Source organism: Pantoea jilinensis (genome assembly GCF_019104105.1).
Taxonomy (GTDB): Bacteria; Pseudomonadota; Gammaproteobacteria; order Enterobacterales; family Enterobacteriaceae; genus Pantoea; species Pantoea eucalypti.
On the sequence record NZ_CP077746.1, the window covers coordinates 1675755 to 1701978 of the forward strand.

Sequence of the window (26224 nt, forward strand, 5' to 3'; positions counted from 1 at the left end):
TTTGATTGAGTAGAAGTGTAGCGCCCAAACCCGGCTTCGGCCGGGTTTTCTTTTCAGGCAATCCCTCAACAGAATTCATTCTCATCTAATAAGTGATTTCACTCTCATTTTCCCATGAAACCGGTTGCATGAAATATCTCGCAGGATACCGTGAAACCGGTTGCATGGCAGGTTTCCAGATTGCCATGCAAATATTTTCACTTTTTCAGACGGTGTAGTCAGTGACAATGAAAGGGAAAAAATATGACAGGCATCAGGGATTACAATAAGTTAGCAAGCGATATTCTTCATGAAGTTGGTGGGCAAGAGAATATCCAAAGTTTTACCCGCTGCGCCACGCGTTTAAGGCTGGTGCTTGTTAAAACGCCCGCTGAGGCGAAGCGTAACGTGCAACGTCTGTCAGGTGTCATTGCCGTAGTTGAGAGTGGCGGGCAGTTTCAGGTTGTGATCGGTACCCATGTCGCCGATGTGTTTAATGCAATGTCCGGCCTGGTTAAAGAGACAGGAACACCGAAACAGCTGGGAAAAACACGCAAACTGGATGCGGTCATTGCCACGATGTCGGCGGTATTTGCGCCTATTGTTTATATTCTTGCAGCGGCAGGTATCCTTCAGGGACTGCTGATTGTTCTGGGTTTGATTAATGTTGATATTAAAACAACCGGTACATTTGCTGTACTCAACTTCATGTCCTGGACGCCGTTTGCTTTTTTGCCCGTATTTATCGCGATTACGGCCGCACGGCATTTTAAATGTAACCCGTTTATTGCTGTCCTGTGTTGTTGTGCGTTAATTAGTCCGGACTGGACTTCGCTGGCAGCGCGCATTGCCGGGGGAGAAAGCATCAATTTCCTTTTCTTCCCGCTTTCTGAAACAGTTTATACCTCTTCAGTTTTACCTCCCTTGTTTCTGGTTTGGGCACTCTCCTGGCTTGAACATCGTGTAGTCAGGTGGTTACCAGAGGTCATCAGTCCGCTTTTTACCCCATTAATCTGCTTTGTGGTGATTGTGCCGCTGACTCTGATCGTTATTGGTCCGATTACCACATGGGCGGCTTTGGCGGTAGCAAATGGCTATAACGCATTGTTCCATGCTGCGCCCATGCTGGCCGCCGCGGTAATTGGAGGCATCTGGCAGATAATCGTTATTTTTGGCGTTCATTGGGGTATTACGCCCGTCATTATGGCGAACTTCGATACGCAGGGTCATGACTCCTTCCAGGCTTATCAGACTATCGCGGTTATCGGTCAGATGGCGGCAGTGTTAGGTGTCTTTCTGAAAACCCGCAACGCGCGGTTAAAAGCAACTTCGCTCTCTGCCGGCGTCACCGCTATTTTTGGCATCACTGAGCCGGCGATTTATGGCGTGACATTGCGCTTTAAAAAACCCTTTATCTGTGGCTGTATTGGCGGGGCAATTGGTGCCGTTGTTGCCAGCCTGTTCGGTAGCCTTTACTACGCGTATGCTGCACTGCCGGGTCTGTTTACGCTGGTTAATGCCATCAGTCCTGATGCGCCGATGTCGTTTATTGGTGAGCTTGCAGGTGCGGGTACGACAATAGTGCTGACTATTTTGATGGTGCAGTTTGTAGGCTTCGACGATCCCATCGATGAAGAAGAGTCTGCGCCTCTGGCATCCACCCCGCAGGCAACATCCACAGCGGCGAGTGGTCAGGCGATTGATATTCTAAGCCCGTTAAAAGGAGAGGTCCTCGCGCTGGAAAGTGTTACTGATGAGGTCTTTGCCGGTAAGGTGATGGGTGACGGTATCGCCATTAAGCCGGCCGCGGGAAAAGTGGTGGCACCCTGTAATGCGAGGGTGGAATCCCTGATCGCTTCCCATCATGCCATCGGGTTATTGTGTGATAATGGCGCCGAATTGCTGATCCATGTTGGATTAAATACGGTCGAGTTGCAGGGGCAATATTTCCGACCGTTGGTAAAAGAGGGGGATGTTGTTAAAGCAGGTACGCCACTTCTTGAATTCGACAAAGACTGCATTGAACGTGAAGGCTATGACCTGACAACACCCGTCCTGGTGGTGAATAGCGAAGACTTTATTTTAACAGAATATCAGTCTCAGGGTCCCATCGGGCCAGGGATGCCGCTGATGTCTATGACACAAAGAGAGGGGGCTGGGCGCGCACAGGTTAAATGACCCCGGTTTTAGTCGATACGATTAATGTGTATCTCACTTTACAGCCTGGTTCATCCTGGGTGGTTTAAGCCATCCAATGATTGAGGTTCATTAATGGTCACAATACAGGACATCGCCAGGGTGGCTGGTGTATCAAAAGCCACCGTATCGCGTGCGTTAAGTGGCAAGGTTTTTGTGCGCGAAGAGGTGAAAGCCAGAATTATGCAGGCTGTAGCTGATACGGGTTATCGACCTAATCTGCTGGCACGAAACCTTTCTACTAATAAAACGCATTCGATTGGGCTGGTTATCACTAACGGATTATACAACGGGCCGTTTTTTTCAAGCCTGGTTTATCAGGCGGCAACGCTCAGCGAGAAACAAAACCGTCAGCTGGTGCTCGCGGACGGTAAACACAGTGCTCAGGACGAGCGCAATGCGATTGACTTACTTATTGAGCTCCGTTGCGAAGCGATTATGCTCTACCCCAAGTATCTTTCAGTCAGTGAGCTGGATGATATTGTCGATAAAATTCAGACGCCGATAGTGGTCATTAATCGTGAACTCATCAGAAATCGACGCCACTGTGTGTTCACCGACCATCAGCGCAGTAGTGAAGAGATGATGGCGCATCTGTTGGCGCATGGGCATACCCGGATTGCGTTTATATCGGGATGCAATGATTCACCGACAGGTGAGCGTCGTTTACAGGGCTATCGTAATGCACTACTGAACGCGGGGATCGAGCCGGATCCGCAATTAGTGGTGCAGGGTAGCTGGAGCACGGAGAGTGGATACGACGCCGGACTCCAGCTATTAGCGCGCAATATTCCGTTCACCTGCGTGCTGGCGGCCAATGACGACATGGCCATTGGTGTGGCAAAAGCGTTTCAGGACGCGGGCAAAACTATACCTGGCGATATTTCACTTGCCGGGTTTGATGACTCAGTGATTGGAAAGTATTACACACCCTCTCTAACGACTGTTCGTGTGCCTATTGATGAAATGATACAGGATGCGATTAAGATTTTATTGCATCCCGATGAGAGCGTCCCGTCTTCTCATCAGGGAACGCTGGTAAGCCGGGATTCAGTGACGCCGCAGGCTGTGGCGGTGTGATGCTGGTGGCAGGCGCCAGGACTTGTGTCTGCCATGCGTTAATTTAAGGCTGTGACTTTGCATTTAAAGGTGTGCGGCTCTCACAATAACCGTCATTCAGGCTCTTCTTCAGAATGTGGCGGTGAGAGGGGGATTGATTCGCTGCGCTCACCCTTCGGGCAGCGTCGCAGGCTCCGCTGTCCAGCGGGCATGGCCCGTTGTCGAACCCCGGCGGGGGTTCTCATACCCCTCTCTCTTTGCAATATGCAAAAAAAAAGCCTGAACAAACGTTCAGGCTCTTCTTCAGAATGTGGCGGTGAGAGGGGGATTCGAACCCCCGATACGTTGCCGTATACACACTTTCCAGGCGTGCTCCTTCAGCCACTCGGACACCTCACCACATTTACTTCGCCGACCGCGCTGGGTCAACGGGGCGGTACTATAGGGAGTCGGCTGAAAAGGGTCAAGCACTATTTTTCTCTTTTGATCTATTCGCTTAAGCTCTGAACGAATCGATTTACTGCGACATAAAACCGGGGATTTATGTCGCATATTTTGCTTCGTTAAAGGCTAAATCAGCTCTTCACCCGATTCGCGAAACTTTTGCGCAGTTTCTGCAGCTTCGGTGGGATTACCGCCATGCAGTAGCCGTTGCGCTGGCCCGCGCCTTCCCAGTAATCCTGATGATAGGCTTCGGCAGGGTACCACTCTTTCAGCGGCTCAATGGTGGTTACCACCGGCACATCATGGTCAGCCTGAGCACGGGCAATGGCGGCGCGCGCTTCTGCTTCCTGTTCTGCGTTGGCCGGGAAGATCGCCGAGCGATACTGGGTGCCGATATCATTGCCCTGACGGTTAAGCTGGGTCGGATCATGCGTCACAAAGCTGATATCCAGAAGATCGCCGTAGGTCACTTTCTCCGGGTCAAAGCCAATGCGGATGGCTTCTGCATGACCGGTTGCACCACTGCAGACCTGCTCATAAGTCGGATTAGGACGGGCACCACCGGTATAGCCACTTTCAACCGACTCTACGCCGATCACATCTTTAAACACCGCTTCGGTACACCAGAAACAGCCGCCGGCGATAACTGCATATTCGATAGCCATAATAATTTACTCCTGTCAGGTCGAAAGAAGTGAATGGGGGCGCGACAGACCGCTTTCAACTAGATCAGCATCTCCGGTTTAAAATCTCTGCTCCTGTCCACTATTTTCTCGCTCATCACGCTGAACCGGCCCTCGCCGGTATAGTGCAGAGTAGTGGGATATTCCGGCTGCTCAGCGACATGGGCTTTCACAATCTCAAAAATAAACAGGTTGTAGTTAGCGACCATTGAATCGTCATAGAGCTGACACTCAAAGCTGGCAAAGCATTCGGCAATCATCGGCGCGCCCACGACCTGAGCCGGTTCTGGCGTGAGGCCAAAAGCCTCGAACTTATCCAGCTGGTCGCCGTGACTGTTGCCAATCCCTACAACTTCATCAATCAGTGAGGCCGAAGGGATATTCAGCACGCATTGACCGCTATTCCGAATCAGCTCATGGCTGTAATTCATGCCAGCAATCACGCAACCGACCAGGGAGGGCGAGAACTCCATCACCGTGTGCCAGCCGAGCGTCATGATGTCATGGTGATCTTTGTACTGTGAACTGAGCAGCAGCACCGGCCCGGGTTCAAGATATTTACGGGCTTTACTGACCGGGAAAGCATATTTGTGCATGCGTTGGCTCATGACATAACTCCTTTAGCGTAAGGGTGCCATTAAGTGTAGAGCACCCGGCGCGGAGAGCAGGAGCCTCAATGGTCAGAAATGCGAGGTTGATAGCGGAGGGAAGAGCGCTGACATTTTACTGCAGTATCGCGACCTTAAGGTTTCCTTAATATGCAGTCGCGATACTGCCCGCTCTAAGTGAGGATAATATTATGAAAACTGTACCTGTCTCTCTTCCTGTTACTGCTTCACGTCCGATGAGTGAATATGCTGCATTCCTGATTGCCGCAGCCACCGTTGTTCTTTTCCTGTCAGCCTGGTTTACTGCTTAAAATTTAACGACGGCCCGACACCCGCTTCGGTCGCGACGATTCCCCAGGAAAAACTGAAACCGGTGTAGCTGGACGATACGGCTGACAATGCTCAGCCCAAGTCCGATACCGCCGTAACGACTGTCCATGCGGATAAATGCCTTACTCAGCTCGCCACTTTTACTCTCATCGATACCGGGTCCCTCATCTTCCACCACCAACATCAGGTCGGGAGCAGAGAGCAGCTGCACACTGATCGTGCTGTTATCCGGGCTGTAGCGATGAGCATTCTCTACCAGGTTACGCAACAACATCTTCAGCAGCGTGGCATCACCGCGCACAAACTGCTCCTGCGGCAAATCAAGCAACAGCGTCTGCTGATGCGCCTCCAGCATGATACTCAGCTCCGCCTCCATCGGCAGGATCACATCTTCGATCAGCCCGACGTTCTGATAGGTACCAGAGGTAAACGACTGCCCGGCTCGCGCCAGATTCAGCAACTGCGACACGCTGTGTGTCATTTGATCCAGGCGCTGCACCAGCGGCTGAACTTTGACATCGCTATTACGCTCAATTAATTCCAGATGCAGGCGTAATCCCGCCAGCGGCGTACGCAACTCGTGCGCGACGTCGGCGGTGAACAACCGTTCGCGCTCGAGGCTGCTGTTCAGACGCGCGACCAGCTGATTGATCGCCTGGGTCACGGCATCGATCTCATGGACCTGACTGTAACAGGCGACAGGCTCGAGATTTTCTTCGCTGCGACTCTCCAGTTCACGCTGCAATTGATAAAGCGGCCGGGTAATCCATTTTACCGCCTGATAGCAAAGCAACAGCGTCAGAGTAATCATGACCAGACTAGGCACCGCCAGGCTGGCTACCGCTTCATGAATTTCACGTTTAACGTGACTGTCCATGTTACGTTTCTGCAACTGCGCTTCCACCAGAAACTGAATCTGCTCTTTACTCTCATGCCATAGCCAGATCACGCTGATGATCTGAAAGACCAGCAGAATCAGGCCGATAGCCAGAATGAGGCGAAAGCGCATACTACGGTGATCGAAACCTCTTATCATGTTGCCTCACGAACGCCATCCTGCGTTACCAGCGCATAACCGAAGCCGCGCACGGTGCGAATCGCGCTTTTACCAATTTTGTCACGCAGATTATGGATATGTACTTCCAGCGTATTAGTAGAAGGCTCGGTCTCCCAGTTGTAAATATCCTGGTAGAGAATTTCACGGTGCACCGGGTTTCCAGCCTTGAGCATCAGCCGTGACAGAATCGCAAACTCTTTAGGCGTCAGATCCAGCAGCGCGTCATTAAGCATAATCTGGCGATGGGTCATATCCAGTGCCAGCGCACCCACTCTGACATGACTGTCGCCCTGATTAACGTGACGGCGGATCAATGCGCGGATACGCGCCAGCAGCTCATCCAGCGAAAACGGTTTAATCAGATAGTCGTCAGCACCCGCGTCGAGTCCGGCAATCCGCTCGTTGATGGTGTCGCGCGCGGTCAGAATCAGCACGGGTGTCATCTGCTTCTGGCGACGCAGTCGTATCAGAAAATGCAGGCCATCTTCGTCCGGCAGGCCAAGGTCCAGCACCACCAGACTATAGAGGCCGCTGGCGAAGTGCGCTTCAGCGTCCCGCACGCGCGTCACGCCATCACAGACATAGCCTTCACCTTCCAGCGCCAGTATCAGACCCTGCAACAGCAGAGCATCATCTTCAACAATCAGTATCTTCATTAAGGTTGGCTCCGACACGACGTCAAAATATCATCCGCTGGCACATATTCGTGAGTCGCGGTGCCGGTTAATCCCAGCATGGTTGAAAACAGATTATCCTGTGAAAATTCGTCTGTCGCCGCCAGTTTATTCAGGCAACTGCGATTAACGGCATAGCGTTTCTGATAATCATCGGAAAGCCAGATCAGAAGCGGCACATGTTTCTGGGTATCCGGTGCAATAGCATAGGGCAGGCCATGCAGGTAAGCCCCGTTTTCACCCAGCGATTCGCCATGGTCTGACAGATAGACCAGGCTGGTGGTGAAGCGATCCTGATGCGCACGCAGTACGTTAATGGCTTTATCGACAATATGATCCACATTGACCAGCGTATTGTCATAAGTATTGATCAGCTGTTGCTGCGAACAGTCCTGTATCTGATTGGTATCACAGGTCGGTTCAAACTGACGGAACTGCGGCGGATAGCGATGGCTGTAAGTCGGACCATGACTGCCAATGGTGTGCAGCACGATCACCGCATTGCCTTTTAACTGACTGATGTATTCATCCAGACCGTGGAACAGCACGTCGTCATAACACTCACCCTCAATGCACATGCCAGGCAGGTTCAGGCTGGTCATATCCTGATGTGGAACGCGATCGCAGGCACCTTTACAGCCGCCATCGTTCTCATTCCACAACACGCTGATCCCGGCACGCTGAATGACATCGAGCAATCCTTCCTGGTGCGCGGCCAGTACATCATCATAATGTGCGCGCGGCATATTAGAGAACATGCACGGCACGGAAACCGCCGTAGCTGTGCCGCACGAGGTGGTGTGCGGGAAATAGATCACATCATCTTTCGCCAGTAAGGGATTGGTAAGACGGCCATAACCGCCCAGCGAGAAGTTTTGCGTGCGTGAGGTTTCACCCAGCACCAGAATCGTCAGATTCGGCTTGCCGCTGCTGCGGCTGGGTTGCAGGTGGGCATCTTCACCGATACGAATCAGCGGCGCGTTCTGCAGCTGCTCGTGTTTATACCAGGAGAGCGTCGCCGCAATGCTGTTAGAAGGACTAAGCGCTTTAACCAGCTCGCGGTTGTTGCGAAATAGCGAGGCGTAATCTTTATAGAAGAGCAGGGCGACCAGCACGATCAGTGCGGCTGAGAGCAGCACGCTGAGCAGTCGCGCCAGCACGCCGCGCCACCGCTGCTTTTTGATTCGCGGCCAGAACACCAGCAACGCCATCAGCACCCCTGAGCTAAGCAGGGTCACGAGCAGCTTTGGCGTGATCAGCGCAAAGGATTCCGAAGCCGTGGTGTCCATCATGTTGGTGATCATCGAGCGATCGACCACGATGTTATAGGTCTGAATAAAATATTGTGCCGACGCGGAGAGCAGAATAAACAGCACGGCCAGCAGGCGATCCAGCCAGATAAACGAGGCCAGTGTAATCACGATATTAATGACGCTAAAGGCGACCAGCGGCATCGATAAAAACACCAGCGTGGTATGCAGGTCGTTCAGCGGCATTATCGTCAGAACCTGACGGTAATAGGCAATATTAAGGAAAATCGCGATGTAAACCGCAGCCAGAATCAACAACGTAAGGCGGCTGATTAGCGGCCTTTTAAGGGTTAACGCCATGTGAGCAGGAACCAAAGTAATAAAAGTGTCACGAGAATGCACTTTCAATATTAGGAATACCTTAAGAAACTTAAGGTTTGAATGTGGCTGGCTGGTGAGGCAGCGATACAACAACGGCCGCAGCGAACAGTGGATCGGCGAAGGCCCGTAAAGCTAAAAAAAACAGATGTGCAGTGCGCTGTTATGCTGTCTTAACCGCAGCGGCTGGCATGAAAACTGCATATTTCTGGCATAACCCCTGTTAATGACTACACTTAATGTGAAGATGTTCTCAGTTAGCCAGTATTGTCAGCAATGCGCTTGCAAGTTTGAGGAGTGTGACCTATTCAATCACCGCGTTTTATCCCTCAATCACCGTTTTATCAGAATTTCCCGCTTGCTGACCTGACTGCGTCAGGACATTCTTGTTTTAACTCAATGTTTTATTAAAATTCGATTTTCAGGAGAAGTAACGTGACTCAAGCGGCAGATACCCATGCCAGGTACCCGACATTAAGCAGCGGGCAATACGCCTTCTTTTTTGATGTCGACGGCACGCTGGCAGCGATACAGTCCCGTCCCGAAGCGGTATTTATTCCTGAGCAGGTCATTGCGCAACTGCAGCGACTGTCTGCACTCTCACAGGGTGCACTTGCGCTGGTTTCTGGCAGACCCATAGAACAACTTGATGCGCTGGCCGCGCCTCTGCACGGCCCGGCCGCGGGTGTGCATGGTGCTGAACGCCGTGATGCCGAGGGTAATCTGCATCGCATCAGCCTGCCGGCTGAGGTTGAGCAACCGCTCAGAACCGAACTGCAGGCGGCCATGGCCGCGTGGCCAGGCACTCAACTGGAGATCAAAGGCATGGCCTTTGCGCTTCATTATCGTCAGGCGATGCAGCATGAGCAGGATGTCATGCGACTGGCCGAACAGTCAGTAAAGCGTTTCCCGGGACTGGCGCTTCAGCCGGGAAAATGTGTGGTAGAAATCAAACCAGCAGGTATCGATAAAGGCGCCGCAATAGGCGACTTTATGCAGCAGTCCCCTTTTGCCGGACGTACGCCGGTCTTTATTGGCGACGATCTCACTGATGAGAAGGGCTTTCTGGCCGTCAACGAACGACAGGGCGTTTCTGTCAAAGTCGGCGAAGGGTTCAGCCAGGCCGATTATCGGCTTAGTGATGTCGATGCGGTTTACGGCTGGCTGGAAAAAACATTATTACTATTAGAGCAAGACAACGTCGGTAAGGAGTTTAGGTTATGAGTCGTTTAGTGGTTGTTTCTAACCGTGTCGCCATGCCAGATGGGTCTAAAACCAGTGCTGGCGGCCTGGCCGTCGGCATTCTCGATGCTCTGAAAAGCACCGGTGGAATGTGGTTTGGCTGGAACGGTGAAATCAGCGAGTTCACTGGCGAGGAGGTAGAGGACGTCAAGGTTCAGGAACATGAAGGTATCGAATATGCCTCGTTCCCGCTGAGCCAAAACGATTACGATCTCTATTATTGTCAGTTCTCCAATACAGTGATCTGGCCTGCCTTCCATTATCGCCTCGACCTGGTGCAGTTCCAGCGTGAAGCGTGGGAAGGGTATTGCGACGTCAATGATTCGGTGGCGCAGCGTTTAAAACCGCTGATCAAGCCTGATGATATTGTCTGGATCCACGATTATCACTTTTTACCGTTTGCCGCCGCACTGCGTCGCGCAGGCATCAATAACCGCATCGGTTTCTTCCTGCATATTCCGTTCCCGACGCCTGAAATCTTTAACGCGCTGCCACCACACAAAGAGCTGCTGGAAATGCTGTGTGAGTATGATCTGCTGGGCTTCCAGACCGAATCCGATCGGGTGGCATTCCTTGACAGCGTCAGTCAGCTCACGCAGTTACAGAATAAGGGCGACAAAAAGCATCGTGCCTTTGGCAACACCTTTATGACGGAGGTGTATCCGATCGGGATTGAGCCAGACAGCATTAAAGAGATGGCCGAAGGACCGCTGCCGCCGAAAATGGCTGCCATGAAGAAAGAGCTTGGCGATGCGCGCAACATCATTGCCTGCGAACGTCTCGACTATTCCAAAGGTCTTCCGGAGCGTTTCCTGGCTTATGAAGCGCTGCTGGAAAACTTCCCGGAGCATCGCGGCAAGATCCGCTATTCGCAGATCGCCCCAACTTCGCGTGGCGATGTGCAGGCGTACCAGGATATCCGTCATCAGCTGGAGACCGAAGCAGGGCGCATCAACGGTAAGTACGGAACGCTGGGCTGGACCCCGCTCTACTATCTTAACCAGCATTTCGACCGTCGCCTGCTGATGAAGATCTTCCGCCTCACCGATGTCGGTCTGGTGACGCCGCTGCGTGATGGGATGAACCTGGTGGCCAAAGAGTATGTTGCTGCGCAGGACCCGGACGATCCAGGCGTACTGGTGCTGTCGCGCTTTGCCGGGGCAGCAAATGAGCTGACCTCAGCGCTGATAGTCAATCCTTATGACCGTGATGAAGTGGCCGCCGCACTGGACAAGGCGATTACCATGCCGCGTACCGAAAGGATTTCACGCTACAACGACATGATGGCGGTATTGCGTAAGAATGATATTACCGCATGGCGTGAAAGCTTCCTGAAAGACCTGGAACGCATCGACCCACGTAGCGTTGACCACAACACGGCCAACAAGGTTGCAACCTTCCCAAAACTGGCTTGATCTGAGTCCAGGTTAAGATGATAAAAGCAGCGATACCCGAGTCAGGGTTTCGCTGCTTTTTTTGGTACCGCTCACAGAAAAGCCGCCCCGCATCTGTTAAGGACCGTATGTGGTAAGCAGGCGTTAGTGCCTGCCGTGAGTGCGCAGAGTGGCGCGATTCCTGCAACCCCTGCGATCCCTGCAACGCCCACCATGTCCCAAACCCCGTCAGCACGGCCCCTGCCGCTTTATTTACCTTCTTTACTCAAGTTTTCCGACAGGCTGCCGATAGTATTAGTGCCAACCTATAACTCCTCGTTAATTCATTCGACATTCTTATGTAACCCCTTGTTACATCGGATATCTCAGCCCGGACACATCCCTGCAACTGTTAACACCCGTTGTCAGAAAATTCGCGTACTGCCGTATAAACCTTAACGGTTTCATTACTTACCTGCTGCGATACTCCCGTTAAGTAACTAATTTAACAGCAATTACGCGCACCGCCTGCCAGCACAATCTTCTGATAACGCGTGTTTGGCTGGTTCTAAATAGGGTGTTAAAACGATTAACACCCGATATTCATTCCGGACTGCTCAAAGCGTCGAATAGCGATGATTTTACCCCCTATTAAACCTTTCTCAGGACCAATTGGACTTAAAATTGCTCTTTTTTGAGCAAAAAATGACCGGTCGGTAAGAAATCGTAAAGGGTTGCTGAAGAAATTTGCCTTAAAAGTGTGATCTACGTCACACTTTATCTAAAATTACGTGTCGCTGTCGTTGTATGTCGAAATCAGACGATATAGATTTGCCTTGTTTTCGGATTAGTCCTAAAAAACGTAAGAAGATGTCACGGAAGATGTCCAGAACTCGAAAATAGAATGGCATGGATTTTCGACCTTCGGTGGGTCTGAAACCCACAAAAAACAGAAGGCGAAAACGGTGACATTAATTATATGTGAAGTTTTTTTTGCCATCTTTTGATTTAACAAACAGCAGCTCGAACCGCAGAGTTTTATCTGCGATACAGTTACGTCGCATCTCTCAGGATGGAAAAATAATGGGCACCTCTGAAGTACTGAAACATATTTACGATCTCAACTTGTCTTATTTACTGCTGGCACAGCGCTTAATTAACCAGGATAAAGCCTCAGCGATGTTTCGCCTCGGCATTGACGAGAAAATGGCGAACGCATTATCTGAATTAACATTGCCTGAAATGGTAAAAATGGCAGAAACCAATCAACTGGTTTGTCAATTTCGTTTTACCGACAGCAGCAGCATTAGTCGGCTGACGCAGGAATCTCGCGTGGATGATTTACAGCAAATCCATACAGGAATTTTATTATCCAGCCGTTTACTGCGTAATGCGTCTAAAGATGATGCGCCTGCTAAAAAGAGAGCAATGTCATGAGTGAGAAAAGTATTGTTCAGGAAGCACGTGATATTCAGCTCGCAATGGAGTTGATCACACTGGGTGCACGCTTACAGATGTTAGAGAGTGAAACCCAGCTCAGTCGTGGTCGTCTGATCAAGCTCTATAAAGAATTACGTGGCAGTCCGCCACCGAAAGGCATGCTGCCGTTCTCCACGGACTGGTTTATGACGTGGGAGCAGAACATCCATGCTTCGATGTTCTGTAACGCCTGGAAGTTTTTACTGAAAACTGGCCTGTGCAGCGGCGTAGATGCCGTGATTAAAGCTTACCGCCTGTATCTTGAACAGTGTCCTCAATCGGACGAGGGCCCACTGTTGGCGCTGACTCGAGCCTGGACCCTGGTCCGATTTGTTGATAGCGGTATGCTGGAACTGGCGGATTGTAAGAGCTGCAGCGGCAGCTTTATTAACCATGCGCATCAGCCGGTTGGCAGCTTTACCTGCAGCCTGTGCCAGCCGCCATCACGTGCCGTAAAAAGACGTAAACTTTCTGCAGAACCTGCCGATATATTTCCACAACTGCTGGATGAACAGGTTAAACACGCCGTTTAAATTTGTTCGCATTGTGGAAGCCATCCAGCAGCGGTTAATACCGCTGCTTTTTTTTTGCTTGCGGTTCAGGAATAGCACCTGCAGCTCTCTGGCTTAACTTCCACCAACACGTTACGGACGTAAGGATTTTTTGTGCTGATAATTATAGGTTACCTGATTGTTTTAGGCTCCGTGTTGGGCGGATATGCGCTGGTAGGTGGCCATCTTGGCGCGCTTTATCAGCCTGCTGAATTATTAATGATCGGCGGTGCCGGTGCGGGTGCTTTTTTAGTCGGCAACAATGGCAAGTCGATTAAAAAAACGCTGAAAGCGCTGCCTAAATTATTTCGCGGCTCCAAATATAATAAAGCCGTTTACATGGATTTAATGGCGCTGCTTTATCGCCTGATGGCGAAGTCGCGCCAGCAGGGGATGTTGTCGCTGGAACGGGATATTGAAGATCCGAGCCAGAGTGAAATTTTTGCTAATTATCCTCGTATTCTTGCCGATAAACAGTTAGTCGATTTTATCACTGACTATTTACGTCTGATGGTGAGCGGCAACATGAACGCCTTTGAAATCGAAGCGTTGATGGATGAAGAGATAGAGACCTACGAACATGAGTGTGACGTACCAGCGCAAAGTATTGCTGCAGTCGGTGATGGTCTTCCTGCATTCGGTATCGTCGCAGCAGTAATGGGCGTGGTTCACGCACTGGCTTCTGCTGACCGTCCGGCCGCTGAGCTGGGTGCGCTGGTCGCGCATGCGATGGTGGGGACGTTCCTGGGCATTTTGCTGGCGTACGGGTTTGTCTCCCCGCTGTCGTCAGTATTGCGTCAGAAGTGCGCGGAAACCACCAAGATGATGCAGTGCATCAAGGTGACATTGCTGTCGAGCCTGAATGGTTACGCGCCGCAAATCGCGGTGGAGTTTGGTCGCAAGACGCTTTATTCCGCCGAGCGCCCATCGTTCAGCGAACTGGAAGAGCACGTGCGTAACGCCAAGAACCCGGCTAAACAGACGTCAGATGAGGCTTCATGAAACACGGCAATCGCCCAATTGTGCTGATCAAAAAGCGCAAACATAAAGGCCATGAAGGCAGCCACGGATCGTGGAAGATTGCCTACGCCGACTTTATGACGGCGATGATGGCCTTTTTTATGGTGATGTGGCTGCTCTCTATCGCCAACCCGCAGGAGCTGGTGCAGATTGCAGACTACTTTAAAACACCTCTTAAAGTTGCGATTACCGGTGGTCAACGCAGCAGCGACAGTACCAGTCCAATCCCTGGCGGCGGTGACGATCCGACGAAAAAGATTGGTGAAGTTAATAAAGTTGTCGATATGGATGCCCAGAAACGCAAGCTGGATGAGATTCGTCTTAACCGTTTGCGTGAAAAGCTCGACCAGTTGATCGAAGCGGATCCGCGCCTTAAAACGCTGCGCCCGCATCTGATCATCAACATGGTGGAAGAGGGGCTGCGTATTCAGATTATCGACAGTCAGAACCGCCCGATGTTTAAAACCGGTCGGGCCGAGGTGGAGCCTTATATGCGCGATATCCTGCGTGCAATAGCGCCCATCCTTAATGACATCCCGAACCGCATCAGCCTGGCCGGACATACTGACGATTTTCAGTATGCCAGCGGTGATAAAGGCTACAGCAACTGGGAACTGTCGGCTGACCGTGCGAACGCCTCACGCCGTGAACTGGTTATTGGCGGTCTGGACAGTGGCAAGATTTTACGGGTGTTAGGCATGGCCGACACCATGAGCCTGAAAAATCGTGGCGGGAATGATGCAGTAAACCGCCGCATTAGCCTGCTGGTGTTGAACCACGACACCGAAGCGGCAATTGAAAAAGAGAACGCAGAAAGTGATGCCGTCCAGATCAGCGATCCGGCGGCGATTGAACAGATTACCGCACCTGCAACACCAGGCAGCGCGGTGAATACAGCAGCCCCCTCACAGCCGAGGTGATTCCCGTGAGTATGGACATCAGCGATTTTTACCAGACGTTTTTTGATGAAGCCGATGAGCTATTAGCGGATATGGAACAACACCTGTTGGGTCTGGACCCACAGGAGCCAGATTCGGAACAGCTTAACGCCATCTTCCGTGCCGCTCACTCCATAAAGGGTGGGGCCGGAACCTTTGGTTTTACGGTATTGCAGGAAACGACTCATATCCTGGAAAACATTCTGGATGGTGCTCGTCGCGGCGAGATGCAGCTCAGCACCGACATCATCAACCTGTTTTTGGAAACCAAAGATATTATGCAGGAACAGCTCGATGCTTATAAAACCGCGCAGGAGCCTAACGCGGAGAGCTTCAAATATATCTGTGAAGCGCTGCGCCAGCTGGCGTTAGAGGCCAAAGGTCTGCCGGTTGAAGCACCGGCCAGTGTTGCCACTGCCAGCGCAGAGCCCGCCAGCACCAGCGGCCTGCGTGTACAGCTGATCGATCTCAAAGAGAAAGAGGTCGATTTGATGCTGGAAGAGATGAGTAATCTGGGCACGCTGACCAATGTGCAGAAGGGCAGCAACATGCTGGACGTCTGCATTGATGGCGTCGGTAAAGATGACATCGTGGCGGTGCTCTGTTTCGTCATTGACGAAGCGCAAATTCGCTTCCCGGCCGCTGATGACGCTGTTGCTGAGCCGGTTGCCGTCGCCGCTCCCGCCGCACCTGTGGTGGAAGAGGTTCACACCGCGACCGTCACCGAACTGCCTGTGGCAGCGGCAAAGCGTGAAACTAAGCGCGCTGCAGCGCCGGCTAAATCAAGCGAATCCACCAGCATCCGCGTAGCCGTGGAGAAAGTCGATCAGCTGATCAACCTGGTGGGCGAACTGGTGATTACCCAGTCAATGCTCGCCCAGCGTTCCGGCGAACTCGATCCGGTGGCGCACGGCGACCTGCTGAACAGCATGGGTCAGCTGGAGCGTAACGCCCGCGATCTGCAGGAATCGGTGATGTCGATTCGTATGATGCCAATGGAATATGTCTTCAGCCGCTTCCCGCGTCTGGTGCGTGACCTGGCAAGCAAACTTGGCAAAGAGGTCGAACTGACATTGCTGGGCAGTTCAACCGAACTCGATAAGAGCCTGATTGAACGCATCATTGATCCATTAACACACCTGGTGCGTAACAGTCTTGACCACGGTATCGAAACGCCAGAGAAACGCCTTGTCGCCGGTAAAGTGGCAACCGGTAACCTGACGCTTTCAGCGGAACATCAGGGTGGCAACATCTGCATCGAAGTTTCTGATGATGGTGCCGGTCTGAACCGTGAACGTATTCTTGCAAAAGCACTGTCATCGGGCCTGCCAGTCCATGAGAACATGAGCGACGAAGAGGTCGGCATGTTGATTTTCGCACCAGGCTTCTCTACAGCGGAGCAGGTGACGGATGTTTCAGGACGCGGCGTCGGTATGGACGTGGTGAAACGAAATATCCAGGAGATGGGCGGTCACGTTGAAATCGCCTCGAAGCAGGGCAAAGGCACGACCATTCGTATTCTGCTGCCGCTGACGCTGGCCATCCTTGATGGCATGTCCGTTCGCGTCGCCAATGAAGTCTTTATTCTGCCGCTGAATGCGGTGATGGAGTCGCTGCAACCGCGTGCCGAAGATCTCAAACCGATGGCCGGTGGCGAGTGCGTACTGGAAGTCCGTGGTGAATATCTGCCACTGGTTGAGTTGTGGAACGTCTTTGATGTGCAGGATGCTAAAACCGAAGCCACTCAGGGCATCGTGGTGATCCTGCAAAGCGCGGGCAAACGCTATGCGCTGCTGGTCGATCAGCTGATTGGTCAACATCAGGTGGTGGTGAAGAACCTGGAAAGTAACTATCGCAAAGTGCCGGGCATCTCCGCTGCCACCATTCTTGGCGATGGTAGCGTAGCGCTGATTGTCGATGTTTCAGCACTGCAATCACTTAACCGTGAAAAACGTGTGGCTGGCGCTGCCGCCTGATTGATAACGAAAGGGTAAATAACATGAATGGAATGGCAACCGTGACAAAAATTGCTGGCGAAACTGTGGGTCAGGAGTTTCTGGTCTTCACGCTGGGCGACGAAGAATACGGCATCGATATCCTCAAAGTTCAGGAAATTCGCGGTTACGATCAGGTAACACGTATTGCGAATACCCCTGATTTTATCCGCGGAGTGACTAACCTGCGCGGTGTCATCGTGCCCATTATCGATCTGCGCGTGAAGTTTGCGCAGCCCGATGTTGAGTACAATGAAAACACAGTGGTTATCGTGCTGAATCTGGAAAATCGTGTGGTTGGTATTGTGGTTGACGGCGTTTCTGACGTGCTGTCGCTGACTCAGGATCAGATCCGACCTTCACCGGAGTTTGCGGTGACCATGTCGACCGAGTACATGACCGGTCTGGGTGCACTGGGCGATCGCATGCTGATTCTGGTCGACATCGAAAAGCTGCTGAGCAGCGACGAGATGGCGCTGGTTGATAATCTGCGTAGCGCGTAATCGAATCTTCACGGGCCAGTTATGGCTGGCCCGTGATAATTACTTCATGTGATAATCCCTTTAAATTCATAGAATAAAGTTACGTCCTCCCTAATTTCCTGCGATCACCTGCCGATAATCCCTGAGTCACTTTTTAATTACCTACTTTGTTCAGGGTTACTCATGTTAACGAAAATCCGTGTTGTCACCAGCCTGTTACTGGTGTTGCTGGTGTTCGGGCTGTTACAGGCCTTCTCCGGTTCTGTCTTTTACTCCGCATTAAGTCACGATAAGCAAAACTTCGCCGTGTCACAGCTTGCCATGCAAAATACGCAGGGGCTTAATGATGCCTATATGAGTCTTAACCAGAGCCGTGTATTGCTGACCCGCATTCAGCTGCGTTTTGCCACCAGTAAACTTGAAGGCAAACCGGCGGATGTTGCTACGCTGTTTGAAGAGAGTCAGCGTTTCCAGCAGGCGGCCGCGGGCTTCTACAAGGCGTTCAGAGAGACGCCAGAAACCCCAGGAATGGATGAGCAACTCGGCAGCCAGCTTGACCAGCGCTTCAGAGACTATGCGGGCGCGCTGAGCAGCCTGCAGAGCGCGCTGCAGGTAAACGACATGGTCGCGGCCGCTAAAGCCCCGGTCGCACCGAGCCAGAGTGCATTTCTGACGCTCTACCGTGAGTGGCGCGCCGACCAGAGTCGTCTGACCAGCCTGGGTGTGGCAGAAAACAGCAGTGCCTATACCCGTATGATGTGGATCCTCTCCATCATTATGGCCGCGGTGGTGGCGGTGATCGTGCTCTGCTGGTTTGGCCTGCGCAAAATCGTCATAACGCCGCTGAACAGCAGCATTAACCACATCCAGCATATCGCCCGGGGGGATTTAACCCAGCCGATCGTGGTGGAAGGGCGCAATGAAATGACCCAGCTCGCGGCCAGCCTGCATGATATGCAGCAGTCGCTGGTGCGCACCGTAACCAATGTACGTGAAGGATCGGATGCGATTTTCACCGGCGCCAGCGAGATCTCTGCCGGGAATAATGATCTCTCCGCCCGCACAGAACAACAGGCGGCCTCCCTTGAGCAGACGGCAGCCAGCATGGAGCAGCTCACCGCCACGGTAAAACAGAATGCTGAAAACGCCCGCCAGGCCTCACAGCTGGCACTTAGCGCCTCCGAAACCGCAGAGAAAGGCGGGAACGTTGTGGCTGGCGTGGTGAAAACCATGAGCGAAATCGCCGGCAGCTCGAAAAAAATTGCCGATATTACCAGCGTGATTGATGGGATTGCGTTCCAGACCAATATTCTGGCGCTTAATGCGGCCGTTGAAGCGGCGCGTGCCGGAGAGCAGGGTCGCGGTTTTGCTGTGGTGGCGGGTGAAGTGCGCAGTCTGGCGCAGCGCAGCGCCCAGGCGGCCAAAGAGATCAAAGGATTGATCGATGACTCCGTGAGCCGGGTCAACGTCGGTTCGCAGCTGGTTGGCACCGCGGGCGAAACCATGAGCGATATCGTCAGTGCCGTCACACGCGTCACCGACATCATGGGTGAAATTGCCTCGGCGTCGGACGAGCAGAGTCGCGGCATCGATCAGGTCGGTCAGGCGGTCACCGAGATGGATCGCGTGACCCAGCAGAACGCCTCGCTGGTGGAGGAATCCGCTGCGGCGGCCGCCTCGCTGGAAGACCAGGCCAGCCGGTTAAGCCAGGCCGTGTCGGTGTTCAACATTACACGCGGCACCGTGCAGCAGACGCTGACAAAGCATCTGCCGATTGCCGCGCCAGCCACGGTTGCGCAGATCCCCCGCAAAGCCCTGACGGCCCCCGTCAGTGATACCCACTGGGAAACCTTCTGATGTCCCGTTGCGCATCCTGAGGGATGCGCAACACTCCCCGTTATTCCTCTGCTTAAAGCCAAACTCAGCAGCTCATGCTGATAAAAATAATTACAAAAGCCACTTCTCTCCTGAAAGCGCCAAAAAGCGTTAATTAATCCTGAAGGGTCGCCGATATAGCCGCTGCACCTTAATCAACCTGCAGGGGAACAAGATGTTAAAAAAAATAAAAGTGGTAACCAGTTTAATCGCAGTGCTGGTTATCTTTGGCGCGCTCCAGTTAGTCTCTGGCAGCCTTTTTTGGTCAGCACTGAATAAAGACAAAGCTTCCTTCGCGCTGTCTCAGGTCTCTAATCGTAATGTTACTGAGATGACAGATGCTTATATTTCCTTAAACAACAGCCGTACCACGCTGAACCGCGGCATGCTTCGGTTACAGACCAGCATGGCTTCGCAGATGAACGGCGGTCAGCTTGATGAACTTATCACCAAAGCCAATAACCAGTTAGCAGAGGCCGATCGTCACTTCAAAATCTATTACCATCTGCCTACCACCGCTGGTCTTGACGAGACGCTGGGGGACAAGCTTGAAGCTGATTACGGCAATTATGAAAACGGCCTGAAAGCGATGGTAAAAAGTCTGCAGGCGCGTGACCTGGAAGGGATGTTCAAACAGAACATCGAACAGAAGCAGGTGGCGATGCAGGAGAGTTACAATAAATGGCGTGCGCTGCAGACTGCACTTTCTGACAAGGGCATGGAACAGAACCACAACGCGTACACCCAGATGATGTGGCTGCTGGCCACCATTGGCGTTGCGGTACTGGCGGTGATTATTACCTGCTGGTTTGGCCTGCGTCAGGTGCTGATTCAGCCCCTGCAACAGCTGCTGGCACAGATTCGTGCTATCGCTTCCGGTGATCTGACACAGACTATTGTGGTTGAGGGACGCAATGAGATGAGCCAGCTGGCCGCAGGCATCCATGAGATGCAACAGTCTCTGGTGATGACCGTGGGTAATGTCCGTGATGGCTCAGATGCCATCTTTACCGGTGCCAGCGAAATCGCCGCCGGTAACAACGACCTGTCGTCACGCACCGAAGAGCAGGCCGCCTCACTGGAACAGACTGCCGCCAGCATGGAGCAGTTGACCGCCACGGTGAAGCAGAATGCGGACAACGCCCGTCAGGCGTCGCAACTGGCGCTGACCGCCTCCGAAACCGCACAGCAGGGCGGGAAAGTGGTTAATGGCGTTGTCACCACGATGAAAGAGATTGCGGACAGCTCGAAGAAAATTGCTGACATCATCAGTGTGATCGACGGTATCGCCTTCCAGACTAATATCCTGGCGCTGAATGCCGCCGTTGAAGCCGCGCGGGCCGGTGAGCAGGGGCGTGGTTTTGCAGTAGTGGCGGGTGAAGTGCGCAGCCTGGCACAGCGTAGCGCCCAGGCCGCAAAAGAGATCAAAGGCCTGATTGAAGACTCCGTCTCTCGCGTTAACGATGGGTCACTGCAGGTTGAAAGCGCCGGCAGTACCATGAATGAGATTGTGGGTGCCGTGACCCGCGTTACCGACATCATGGGCGAAATCGCCTCAGCGTCTGATGAACAGAGCCGCGGTATTGAACAGGTCGGCGTGGCCGTTACTGAAATGGATCGCGTGACGCAGCAGAATGCTTCTCTGGTTGAGGAGTCTGCCGCCGCCGCCGCCGCTCTGGAGCAGCAAGCCAGCGTTCTGACCCAGGCAGTCTCCGTATTTAAAATTTCCCGCGCCTGATTTTCTGCTTTTCACCATGGCAGCGGCTTTAAGCTGCTGCCATGCATAAAGTTCCCCCTGACTCCGCCGATAAATAAACACGAATCGCCAACCAATGAGGTGTGTATGTTTAGTCGTGTACGAGTCGTTTCCGGCCTGCTGTGTGTGCTGGCGCTGTTTGCGCTGCTGCAGCTTTTTTCCGGCGGAATGTTTTTCAAAACTGTCAGCTCAGATAAAGAGAATTTTGCTTATAACCAGCGTCTGAATACGTTGCAACAGGCGATGGGCACCTCATGGGTTTCGCTTGTTCAGGCGCGTAACACCCTTAACCGCGCTGGTATCCGTTTTTTGCAGGATGCACAGATGTCGGGGTCGGGAGCCAGCGTGAAAGAGCTGGTCGCCCTGGCGGGCGAGGAGCTGAAACAGGCCGAAACCAGCTATCAGATTTTCAACGATAACCTGTCAGAAAAGGGCAAAACAGCTGAAAACGTCCTGACGTTACAGGCCAACTATAAGGCCTATCACGATGCCCTGGCAGAACTGATGGTCTTCTTCACGACCGGTAACTTCAAAGGTTTTGTCGATCAGCCTACGCAAAGTTTCCAGGACAAGTTCCAGAAAGATTACAGCGCCTGGCTTGAGCACAACAAAGAGCTTGCAGAGGAGGGTGTAAAAACAAACCAGCAGGCTTACAGCCGCTCTATCACCATTGTCATTGCCACGCTGGCTGTGACATTGCTGATGATTGTACTGGTGTGGAACGTGATGCGTTCAGTGCTGATCCGTCCATTGCGTCAGAGCATTGAGCACATCCAGCACATTGCACGTGGTGATCTGACCCAGCCGGTTGAGATTAATGTACGAAATGAAATCGGCGAATTGCTGACTTCACTGCAGCACATGCAGCAGGAGCTGGTGCGTACCGTTCGCACTGTCCGTGATGGCTCCGACGCCATCTATACCGGCGCCAGCGAAATTTCCATCGGCAATAACGATCTCTCTTCGCGAACGGAACAGCAGGCCGCCTCGCTGGAGCAGACTGCCGCCAGCATGGAGCAGCTCACCGCAACCGTGAAACAGAATGCTGAAAACGCCCGTCAGGCGTCGAAGCTGGCGCTGACTGCCTCAGAAACCGCGCAGCAGGGCGGCAAAGTCGTGGATGGCGTGGTCACCACCATGAAAGAGATTGCGGGCAGTTCTAAGAAGATTGCCGATATCACCAGCGTGATTGATGGCATTGCTTTCCAGACCAACATCCTGGCGCTGAATGCCGCGGTTGAAGCCGCGCGTGCCGGAGAACAGGGTCGTGGTTTTGCGGTAGTGGCGGGTGAAGTCCGCAGCCTGGCACAGCGCAGCGCCCAGGCCGCCAAAGAGATTAAAGGGCTGATTGAAGATTCCGTTAGCCGCGTTAATACCGGCTCAGTGCTGGTAGAGAGTGCCGGTGACACCATGAGCAACATCGTCAGCGCGGTTACCCGCGTCACCGACATCATGGGTGAGATCGCCTCCGCGTCAGACGAGCAGAGCCGTGGCATTGACCAGGTGGGCCTTGCGGTGACCGAGATGGATCGCGTTACACAGCAGAACGCCTCACTGGTTGAAGAGTCAGCCGCCGCCGCTGCAGCGCTCGAAGATCAGGCAAGTCACTTAAAACAAGCGGTTTCAGTGTTCAATATTGGTAAAGAATTTGTCGCTCAGGCCGTTAACAAGACAACGGCGATGAAAACTCTCCAGTTAGATGCACCGTTAGCCGTTGGTCGTTCGTCTGCGTCACGCAGCGACGACAACTGGGAAACCTTTTAAACGCCCGTGGTCCGTTCGCTGTTATAGCGCCGGGCATCGCAGCAGACAGTTAATGTATAAAGTTCGGGCCAGGTGCAGAGATGAAAAAATCGACGATTTTAGATCAAAATGAGACGACAACACTGCTGTCGCAAATGGTGCAGCGTTTGCCGCTCTCCGATACGCATTTTCGCCGTATCAGCCAGCTGATCTATCAGCGTGCCGGCATCGTATTGGCCGACCACAAGCGTGAGATGGTTTACAACCGTCTGGTTCGTCGTCTGCGTACGCTGAATATCGACGATTTTGGTCGCTACCTGGCGCTGCTGGAGTCCGATCCAAACAGTGCCGAGTGGCAGGCTTTTATCAATGCGCTGACGACCAACCTGACCGCGTTCTTCCGCGAAGCGCATCACTTCCCGATTCTGGCGGAGCATGCACGTAAGCGACAGGGCAACTTCAGCGTCTGGAGTACCGCAGCGTCAACGGGTGAAGAGCCTTATTCGATCGCCATGACGCTGGCGGAAACGCTGGGCACAGGACCTGGCAAGTTCCAGGTTCATGCCAGCGATATCGATACTCAGGTACTGGAAAAGGCGGTGGCAGGGGTTTACCGCCAGGAAGAGCTGCGCACGCTGTCACCGGCGCAAATGCAGCGTTTCTTCCTGCGCGGAACCGGTCCGCATGCCGGTATGGTGCGGGCGCGTCCCGAGCTGACCAATATGGTCACTTACGCGCAGCTTAACCTGCTGGCGAATGACTGGGCGCTGCCGGGTCAGTTCGACGCTATTTTCTGTCGCAATGTGATGATCTATTTCGATAAAGAGACGCAGGAGAAGATTCTGCGTCGGTTTGTCCCACTGCTAAAACCGGGCGGAATCCTTTTCGCCGGACACTCAGAAAACTTCAGTCAGATCAGTAAAGAGTTCTGGCTGCGTGGGCAAACCGTCTATGGACTGACGAAGGAAAGATGATGAGCAAAATCACCGTGATGTGCGTAGATGACTCTGCGCTGATGCGGCAGTTGATGACAGAAATCATCAACAGCCATCCGGATATGGAGATGGTCGCTACGGCGCCCGATCCGCTGGTCGCCCGCGATTTGATCAAGCAGTTCAATCCGCAGGTGCTGACACTGGATGTGGAAATGCCGCGCATGGATGGCCTCGATTTCCTGGAAAAACTGATGCGGTTACGGCCAATGCCGGTGGTGATGGTTTCATCGCTGACCGGAAAAGGCTCCGAAATTACGCTGAGAGCGCTGGAGCTGGGCGCGGTGGATTTCGTGACCAAGCCGCAGCTCGGCATCCGCGAGGGGATGCTGGCGTACAGCCAGATGATTGGCGACAAAATTCGTGCGGCTTCCCGTGCGCGCCTGCACAACCGCACAGCGATGCCGGTGCCGGCGACACTGAAAGCGGGTCCGCTGCTGAGTAGTGAGAAGCTGATTGCGATTGGCTCCTCAACCGGCGGAACTGAGGCGATTCGCCATGTGCTGCAGCCGTTACCGGCAACCAGCCCGGCACTGCTGATTACCCAGCATATGCCGCCAGGCTTTACCCGCTCCTTTGCCGAGCGTCTGAACAAGCTGTGTCAGATCACGGTAAAAGAAGCCGAAGATGGTGAACGTATTTTGCCAGGCCACGCCTATATCGCCCCAGGCGCAATGCACATGGAGCTGGGCCGAAGTGGTGCCAACTATGTGGTGAAACTGAATGAAGGGCCCCCGGTAAACCGGCACAAACCCTCTGTGGATGTGCTGTTCAAATCGGTGGCGATTAACGCCGGACGAAATGCGGTGGGGGTCATCCTCACCGGAATGGGCAACGATGGTGCGGCCGGGATGCTGGAAATGCACCGGGCAGGCGCCTGGACCATCGCCCAGAACGAAGCCAGCTGTGTGGTATTTGGCATGCCGCGTGAGGCTATTGCCACGGGCGGCGTGAGCGAAGTCGTAGATTTAAGCAACATCAGCCAGCACATGCTGGCGAAAATTAGCGCCGGACAGGCATTGCGTATTTAACAGGCCCGTCCCGCCGGGCGAGACAACTCAGGAGTAGATATGGCAGATAAAAACATGCGCTTTTTGGTAGTAGACGACTTCAATACGATGCGTCGTATTGTGCGTAACCTGCTGAAAGAGCTTGGCTTCAATAACGTAGAAGAAGCGGAAGATGGTGTGGATGCCCTCGGCAAACTGAAAGCGGGTGGTTTCGACTTCGTGATTTCCGACTGGAACATGCCAAACATGGATGGCCTGCAGCTGCTGCAGACCATTCGTGCTGACGCGGCAATGAGTTCGCTGCCGGTGTTGATGGTCACTGCGGAAGCCAAGAAAGAGAACATTATCGCCGCCGCCCAGGCGGGTGCCAGTGGATATGTAGTGAAACCTTTCACTGCGGCAACCCTGGAAGAAAAGCTGGGTAAAATTTTCGAAAAACTGGGCATGTAAGGGGATGTGATGAGCGACTTTCCGAAACCAACTGAGGATGCCGCGGCACACGACATCATTTCACGTATTGGCTCTCTGACGCGCATGCTGCGCGACAGTCTGCGCGAGCTGGGGCTGGATAAAGCCATTGCCGATGCGGCTGAAGCCATTCCTGATGCCCGCGATCGTCTGGATTATGTTGTGCAGATGACGGCGCAGGCCGCTGACCGTGCGTTGAACTGTGTTGAAGCAGCACAACCTCATCAGGATAAAATGGAAGCCGGGGCAACCCAGCTGAAAGGACGTTGGGATGAGTGGTTTGAGAACCCAATTGAACTGGGTGATGCGCGGGAGTTGGTGACGGATACGCGCGCATTCCTCACCGCCGTGCCAGAGCATACCGCCTTTACCAACAAGCAGTTGCTTGAAATCATGATGGCGCAGGATTTCCAGGACCTTACCGGTCAGGTGATCAAGCGTATGATGGATGTGATTCAGGAAATTGAGCGCCAGCTGTTAATGGTGCTGCTGGAAAACATGCCAGAAGTCAGTGCTGAAAAGCGTCAGGAAGGCACCAGCCTGCTGAACGGACCGCAGATTCACGCTGATGCTCCAGGCGTGGTGGCGAACCAGGATCAGGTTGATGACCTGCTGGACAGCTTAGGGTTTTAAGCGTCGTTCG

Annotated in this window: 22 protein-coding genes, 1 tRNA gene and 1 other RNA gene; 17 read left to right on the top strand and 7 right to left on the bottom strand. The window is 53.0% G+C overall.

From position 1 onward, the window contains the following. Nucleotides 1–243: 243 nt before the first annotated feature. Nucleotides 244–2157, top strand: a complete 1914-nt coding sequence (locus KTJ90_RS07770) for a PTS sugar transporter subunit IIABC family protein (RefSeq protein WP_499026176.1) — start codon at nucleotides 244–246, stop codon at nucleotides 2155–2157. 93 nt (nucleotides 2158–2250) lie between these two features. Continuing rightward, entirely contained in the window at nucleotides 2251–3255 is a 1005-nt protein-coding gene (locus KTJ90_RS07775; RefSeq protein ID WP_476158584.1) for a LacI family DNA-binding transcriptional regulator, read from the top strand. A gap of 116 nt (nucleotides 3256–3371) precedes the next feature. Here KTJ90_RS07775 and KTJ90_RS07780 read toward each other — a convergent pair. From KTJ90_RS07780 to eptA, 7 genes are all read right to left on the bottom strand, one after another. Continuing rightward, nucleotides 3372–3500: non-coding RNA, RtT sRNA (locus KTJ90_RS07780), on the bottom strand. A gap of 45 nt (nucleotides 3501–3545) precedes the next feature. Next, a tRNA-Ser gene (locus KTJ90_RS07785) sits at nucleotides 3546–3633 on the bottom strand. A gap of 176 nt (nucleotides 3634–3809) precedes the next feature. Then, complete coding sequence (msrA, locus tag KTJ90_RS07790; protein WP_003849120.1) at nucleotides 3810–4343, bottom strand: peptide-methionine (S)-S-oxide reductase MsrA; 534 nt, start codon at nucleotides 4341–4343, stop codon at nucleotides 3810–3812. Between the two features lie 59 nt (nucleotides 4344–4402). Continuing rightward, nucleotides 4403–4969 (bottom strand): flavin reductase family protein, encoded by a 567-nt coding sequence (locus KTJ90_RS07795; RefSeq protein WP_186336225.1) that lies wholly within the window; start codon nucleotides 4967–4969, stop codon nucleotides 4403–4405. Between the two features lie 307 nt (nucleotides 4970–5276). Then, on the bottom strand, nucleotides 5277–6335 hold the full coding sequence (gene pmrB, locus KTJ90_RS07800) for a two-component system sensor histidine kinase PmrB (RefSeq protein WP_008925381.1): 1059 nt from the start codon (nucleotides 6333–6335) through the stop codon (nucleotides 5277–5279). Further along, nucleotides 6332–7012, bottom strand: coding sequence for a two-component system response regulator PmrA (gene pmrA / locus KTJ90_RS07805; protein WP_110411332.1), 681 nt, complete (start codon nucleotides 7010–7012; stop codon nucleotides 6332–6334). Before pmrA ends, pmrB begins: the two co-directional genes overlap by 4 nt. Then, complete coding sequence (eptA, locus tag KTJ90_RS07810) at nucleotides 7012–8640, bottom strand: phosphoethanolamine transferase EptA (protein ID WP_457173002.1); 1629 nt, start codon at nucleotides 8638–8640, stop codon at nucleotides 7012–7014. The genes pmrA and eptA overlap by 1 nt, the downstream gene beginning before the upstream one ends. A gap of 453 nt (nucleotides 8641–9093) precedes the next feature. Here eptA and otsB point away from each other — a divergent pair, with 453 nt between their 5' ends. From otsB to cheZ, 15 genes are all read left to right on the top strand, one after another. Further along, on the top strand, nucleotides 9094–9882 hold the full coding sequence (gene otsB, locus KTJ90_RS07815; protein ID WP_003849131.1) for a trehalose-phosphatase: 789 nt from the start codon (nucleotides 9094–9096) through the stop codon (nucleotides 9880–9882). After that, nucleotides 9879–11315, top strand: coding sequence for an alpha,alpha-trehalose-phosphate synthase (gene otsA, locus KTJ90_RS07820; protein ID WP_003849133.1), 1437 nt, complete (start codon nucleotides 9879–9881; stop codon nucleotides 11313–11315). Before otsB ends, otsA begins: the two co-directional genes overlap by 4 nt. A 1041-nt stretch (nucleotides 11316–12356) precedes the next feature. Further along, complete coding sequence (gene flhD / locus KTJ90_RS07825) at nucleotides 12357–12710, top strand: flagellar transcriptional regulator FlhD (RefSeq protein WP_003849135.1); 354 nt, start codon at nucleotides 12357–12359, stop codon at nucleotides 12708–12710. After that, on the top strand, nucleotides 12707–13285 hold the full coding sequence (gene flhC / locus KTJ90_RS07830; protein ID WP_003849136.1) for a flagellar transcriptional regulator FlhC: 579 nt from the start codon (nucleotides 12707–12709) through the stop codon (nucleotides 13283–13285). The genes flhD and flhC overlap by 4 nt, the downstream gene beginning before the upstream one ends. Nucleotides 13286–13417: 132 nt before the next feature. After that, nucleotides 13418–14305, top strand: a complete 888-nt coding sequence (gene motA, locus KTJ90_RS07835) for a flagellar motor stator protein MotA (protein WP_003849139.1) — start codon at nucleotides 13418–13420, stop codon at nucleotides 14303–14305. Beyond that, nucleotides 14302–15243 carry a flagellar motor protein MotB gene (gene motB, locus KTJ90_RS07840; protein ID WP_003849141.1) on the top strand — a complete coding sequence of 314 codons (942 nt, stop codon included), beginning with the start codon at nucleotides 14302–14304 and terminating at the stop codon, nucleotides 15241–15243. The genes motA and motB overlap by 4 nt, the downstream gene beginning before the upstream one ends. A gap of 11 nt (nucleotides 15244–15254) precedes the next feature. Beyond that, nucleotides 15255–17237 carry a chemotaxis protein CheA gene (gene cheA, locus KTJ90_RS07845; RefSeq protein WP_003849143.1) on the top strand — a complete coding sequence of 661 codons (1983 nt, stop codon included), beginning with the start codon at nucleotides 15255–15257 and terminating at the stop codon, nucleotides 17235–17237. Between the two features lie 23 nt (nucleotides 17238–17260). Next, on the top strand, nucleotides 17261–17758 hold the full coding sequence (gene cheW, locus KTJ90_RS07850; protein WP_003849145.1) for a chemotaxis protein CheW: 498 nt from the start codon (nucleotides 17261–17263) through the stop codon (nucleotides 17756–17758). A 162-nt stretch (nucleotides 17759–17920) separates the two neighbouring features. Beyond that, nucleotides 17921–19594, top strand: a complete 1674-nt coding sequence (locus KTJ90_RS07855; protein WP_337027136.1) for a methyl-accepting chemotaxis protein — start codon at nucleotides 17921–17923, stop codon at nucleotides 19592–19594. 193 nt (nucleotides 19595–19787) lie between these two features. Continuing rightward, nucleotides 19788–21350 carry a methyl-accepting chemotaxis protein gene (locus KTJ90_RS07860; protein ID WP_039660023.1) on the top strand — a complete coding sequence of 521 codons (1563 nt, stop codon included), beginning with the start codon at nucleotides 19788–19790 and terminating at the stop codon, nucleotides 21348–21350. Nucleotides 21351–21455: 105 nt separating this feature from the next. Then, complete coding sequence (locus tag KTJ90_RS07865) at nucleotides 21456–23132, top strand: methyl-accepting chemotaxis protein (RefSeq protein WP_003849150.1); 1677 nt, start codon at nucleotides 21456–21458, stop codon at nucleotides 23130–23132. A gap of 80 nt (nucleotides 23133–23212) precedes the next feature. After that, nucleotides 23213–24085: a protein-glutamate O-methyltransferase CheR gene (gene cheR, locus KTJ90_RS07870; RefSeq protein ID WP_003849153.1), complete on the top strand. Its 873-nt coding sequence runs from the start codon at nucleotides 23213–23215 to the stop codon at nucleotides 24083–24085. Beyond that, entirely contained in the window at nucleotides 24085–25134 is a 1050-nt protein-coding gene (locus KTJ90_RS07875; RefSeq protein WP_003849155.1) for a protein-glutamate methylesterase/protein-glutamine glutaminase, read from the top strand. The genes cheR and KTJ90_RS07875 overlap by 1 nt, the downstream gene beginning before the upstream one ends. A gap of 39 nt (nucleotides 25135–25173) precedes the next feature. After that, nucleotides 25174–25563, top strand: coding sequence for a chemotaxis response regulator CheY (gene cheY, locus KTJ90_RS07880; RefSeq protein ID WP_010258559.1), 390 nt, complete (start codon nucleotides 25174–25176; stop codon nucleotides 25561–25563). A 9-nt stretch (nucleotides 25564–25572) separates the two neighbouring features. Continuing rightward, nucleotides 25573–26214 carry a protein phosphatase CheZ gene (gene cheZ / locus KTJ90_RS07885; RefSeq protein ID WP_003849160.1) on the top strand — a complete coding sequence of 214 codons (642 nt, stop codon included), beginning with the start codon at nucleotides 25573–25575 and terminating at the stop codon, nucleotides 26212–26214. Nucleotides 26215–26224 lie beyond the last annotated feature (10 nt).

Bases quoted from the DNA above. Each gene is read 5' to 3' on its own strand.
- flhC (WP_003849136.1), top strand. From the start codon at position 12,707: ATGAGTGAGAAAAGTATTGTTCAGGAAGCACGTGATATTCAGCTCGCA.
- cheY (WP_010258559.1), top strand. From the start codon at position 25,174: ATGGCAGATAAAAACATGCGCTTTTTGGTAGTAGACGACTTCAATACG.
- KTJ90_RS07855 (WP_337027136.1), top strand. From the start codon at position 17,921: ATGTTAACGAAAATCCGTGTTGTCACCAGCCTGTTACTGGTGTTGCTG.
- otsA (WP_003849133.1), top strand. From the start codon at position 9,879: ATGAGTCGTTTAGTGGTTGTTTCTAACCGTGTCGCCATGCCAGATGGG.
- KTJ90_RS07865 (WP_003849150.1), top strand. From the start codon at position 21,456: ATGTTTAGTCGTGTACGAGTCGTTTCCGGCCTGCTGTGTGTGCTGGCG.
- cheR (WP_003849153.1), top strand. From the start codon at position 23,213: ATGAAAAAATCGACGATTTTAGATCAAAATGAGACGACAACACTGCTG.
- motB (WP_003849141.1), top strand. From the start codon at position 14,302: ATGAAACACGGCAATCGCCCAATTGTGCTGATCAAAAAGCGCAAACAT.
- KTJ90_RS07875 (WP_003849155.1), top strand. From the start codon at position 24,085: ATGAGCAAAATCACCGTGATGTGCGTAGATGACTCTGCGCTGATGCGG.
- cheA (WP_003849143.1), top strand. From the start codon at position 15,255: ATGGACATCAGCGATTTTTACCAGACGTTTTTTGATGAAGCCGATGAG.
- msrA (WP_003849120.1), bottom strand. From the start codon at position 4,343: ATGGCTATCGAATATGCAGTTATCGCCGGCGGCTGTTTCTGGTGTACC.
- pmrB (WP_008925381.1), bottom strand. From the start codon at position 6,335: ATGATAAGAGGTTTCGATCACCGTAGTATGCGCTTTCGCCTCATTCTG.
- KTJ90_RS07860 (WP_039660023.1), top strand. From the start codon at position 19,788: ATGTTAAAAAAAATAAAAGTGGTAACCAGTTTAATCGCAGTGCTGGTT.
- eptA (WP_457173002.1), bottom strand. From the start codon at position 8,640: ATGGCGTTAACCCTTAAAAGGCCGCTAATCAGCCGCCTTACGTTGTTG.
- cheZ (WP_003849160.1), top strand. From the start codon at position 25,573: ATGAGCGACTTTCCGAAACCAACTGAGGATGCCGCGGCACACGACATC.
- pmrA (WP_110411332.1), bottom strand. From the start codon at position 7,012: ATGAAGATACTGATTGTTGAAGATGATGCTCTGCTGTTGCAGGGTCTG.
- flhD (WP_003849135.1), top strand. From the start codon at position 12,357: ATGGGCACCTCTGAAGTACTGAAACATATTTACGATCTCAACTTGTCT.
- KTJ90_RS07775 (WP_476158584.1), top strand. From the start codon at position 2,251: ATGGTCACAATACAGGACATCGCCAGGGTGGCTGGTGTATCAAAAGCC.
- cheW (WP_003849145.1), top strand. From the start codon at position 17,261: ATGAATGGAATGGCAACCGTGACAAAAATTGCTGGCGAAACTGTGGGT.
- KTJ90_RS07770 (WP_499026176.1), top strand. From the start codon at position 244: ATGACAGGCATCAGGGATTACAATAAGTTAGCAAGCGATATTCTTCAT.
- KTJ90_RS07795 (WP_186336225.1), bottom strand. From the start codon at position 4,969: ATGAGCCAACGCATGCACAAATATGCTTTCCCGGTCAGTAAAGCCCGT.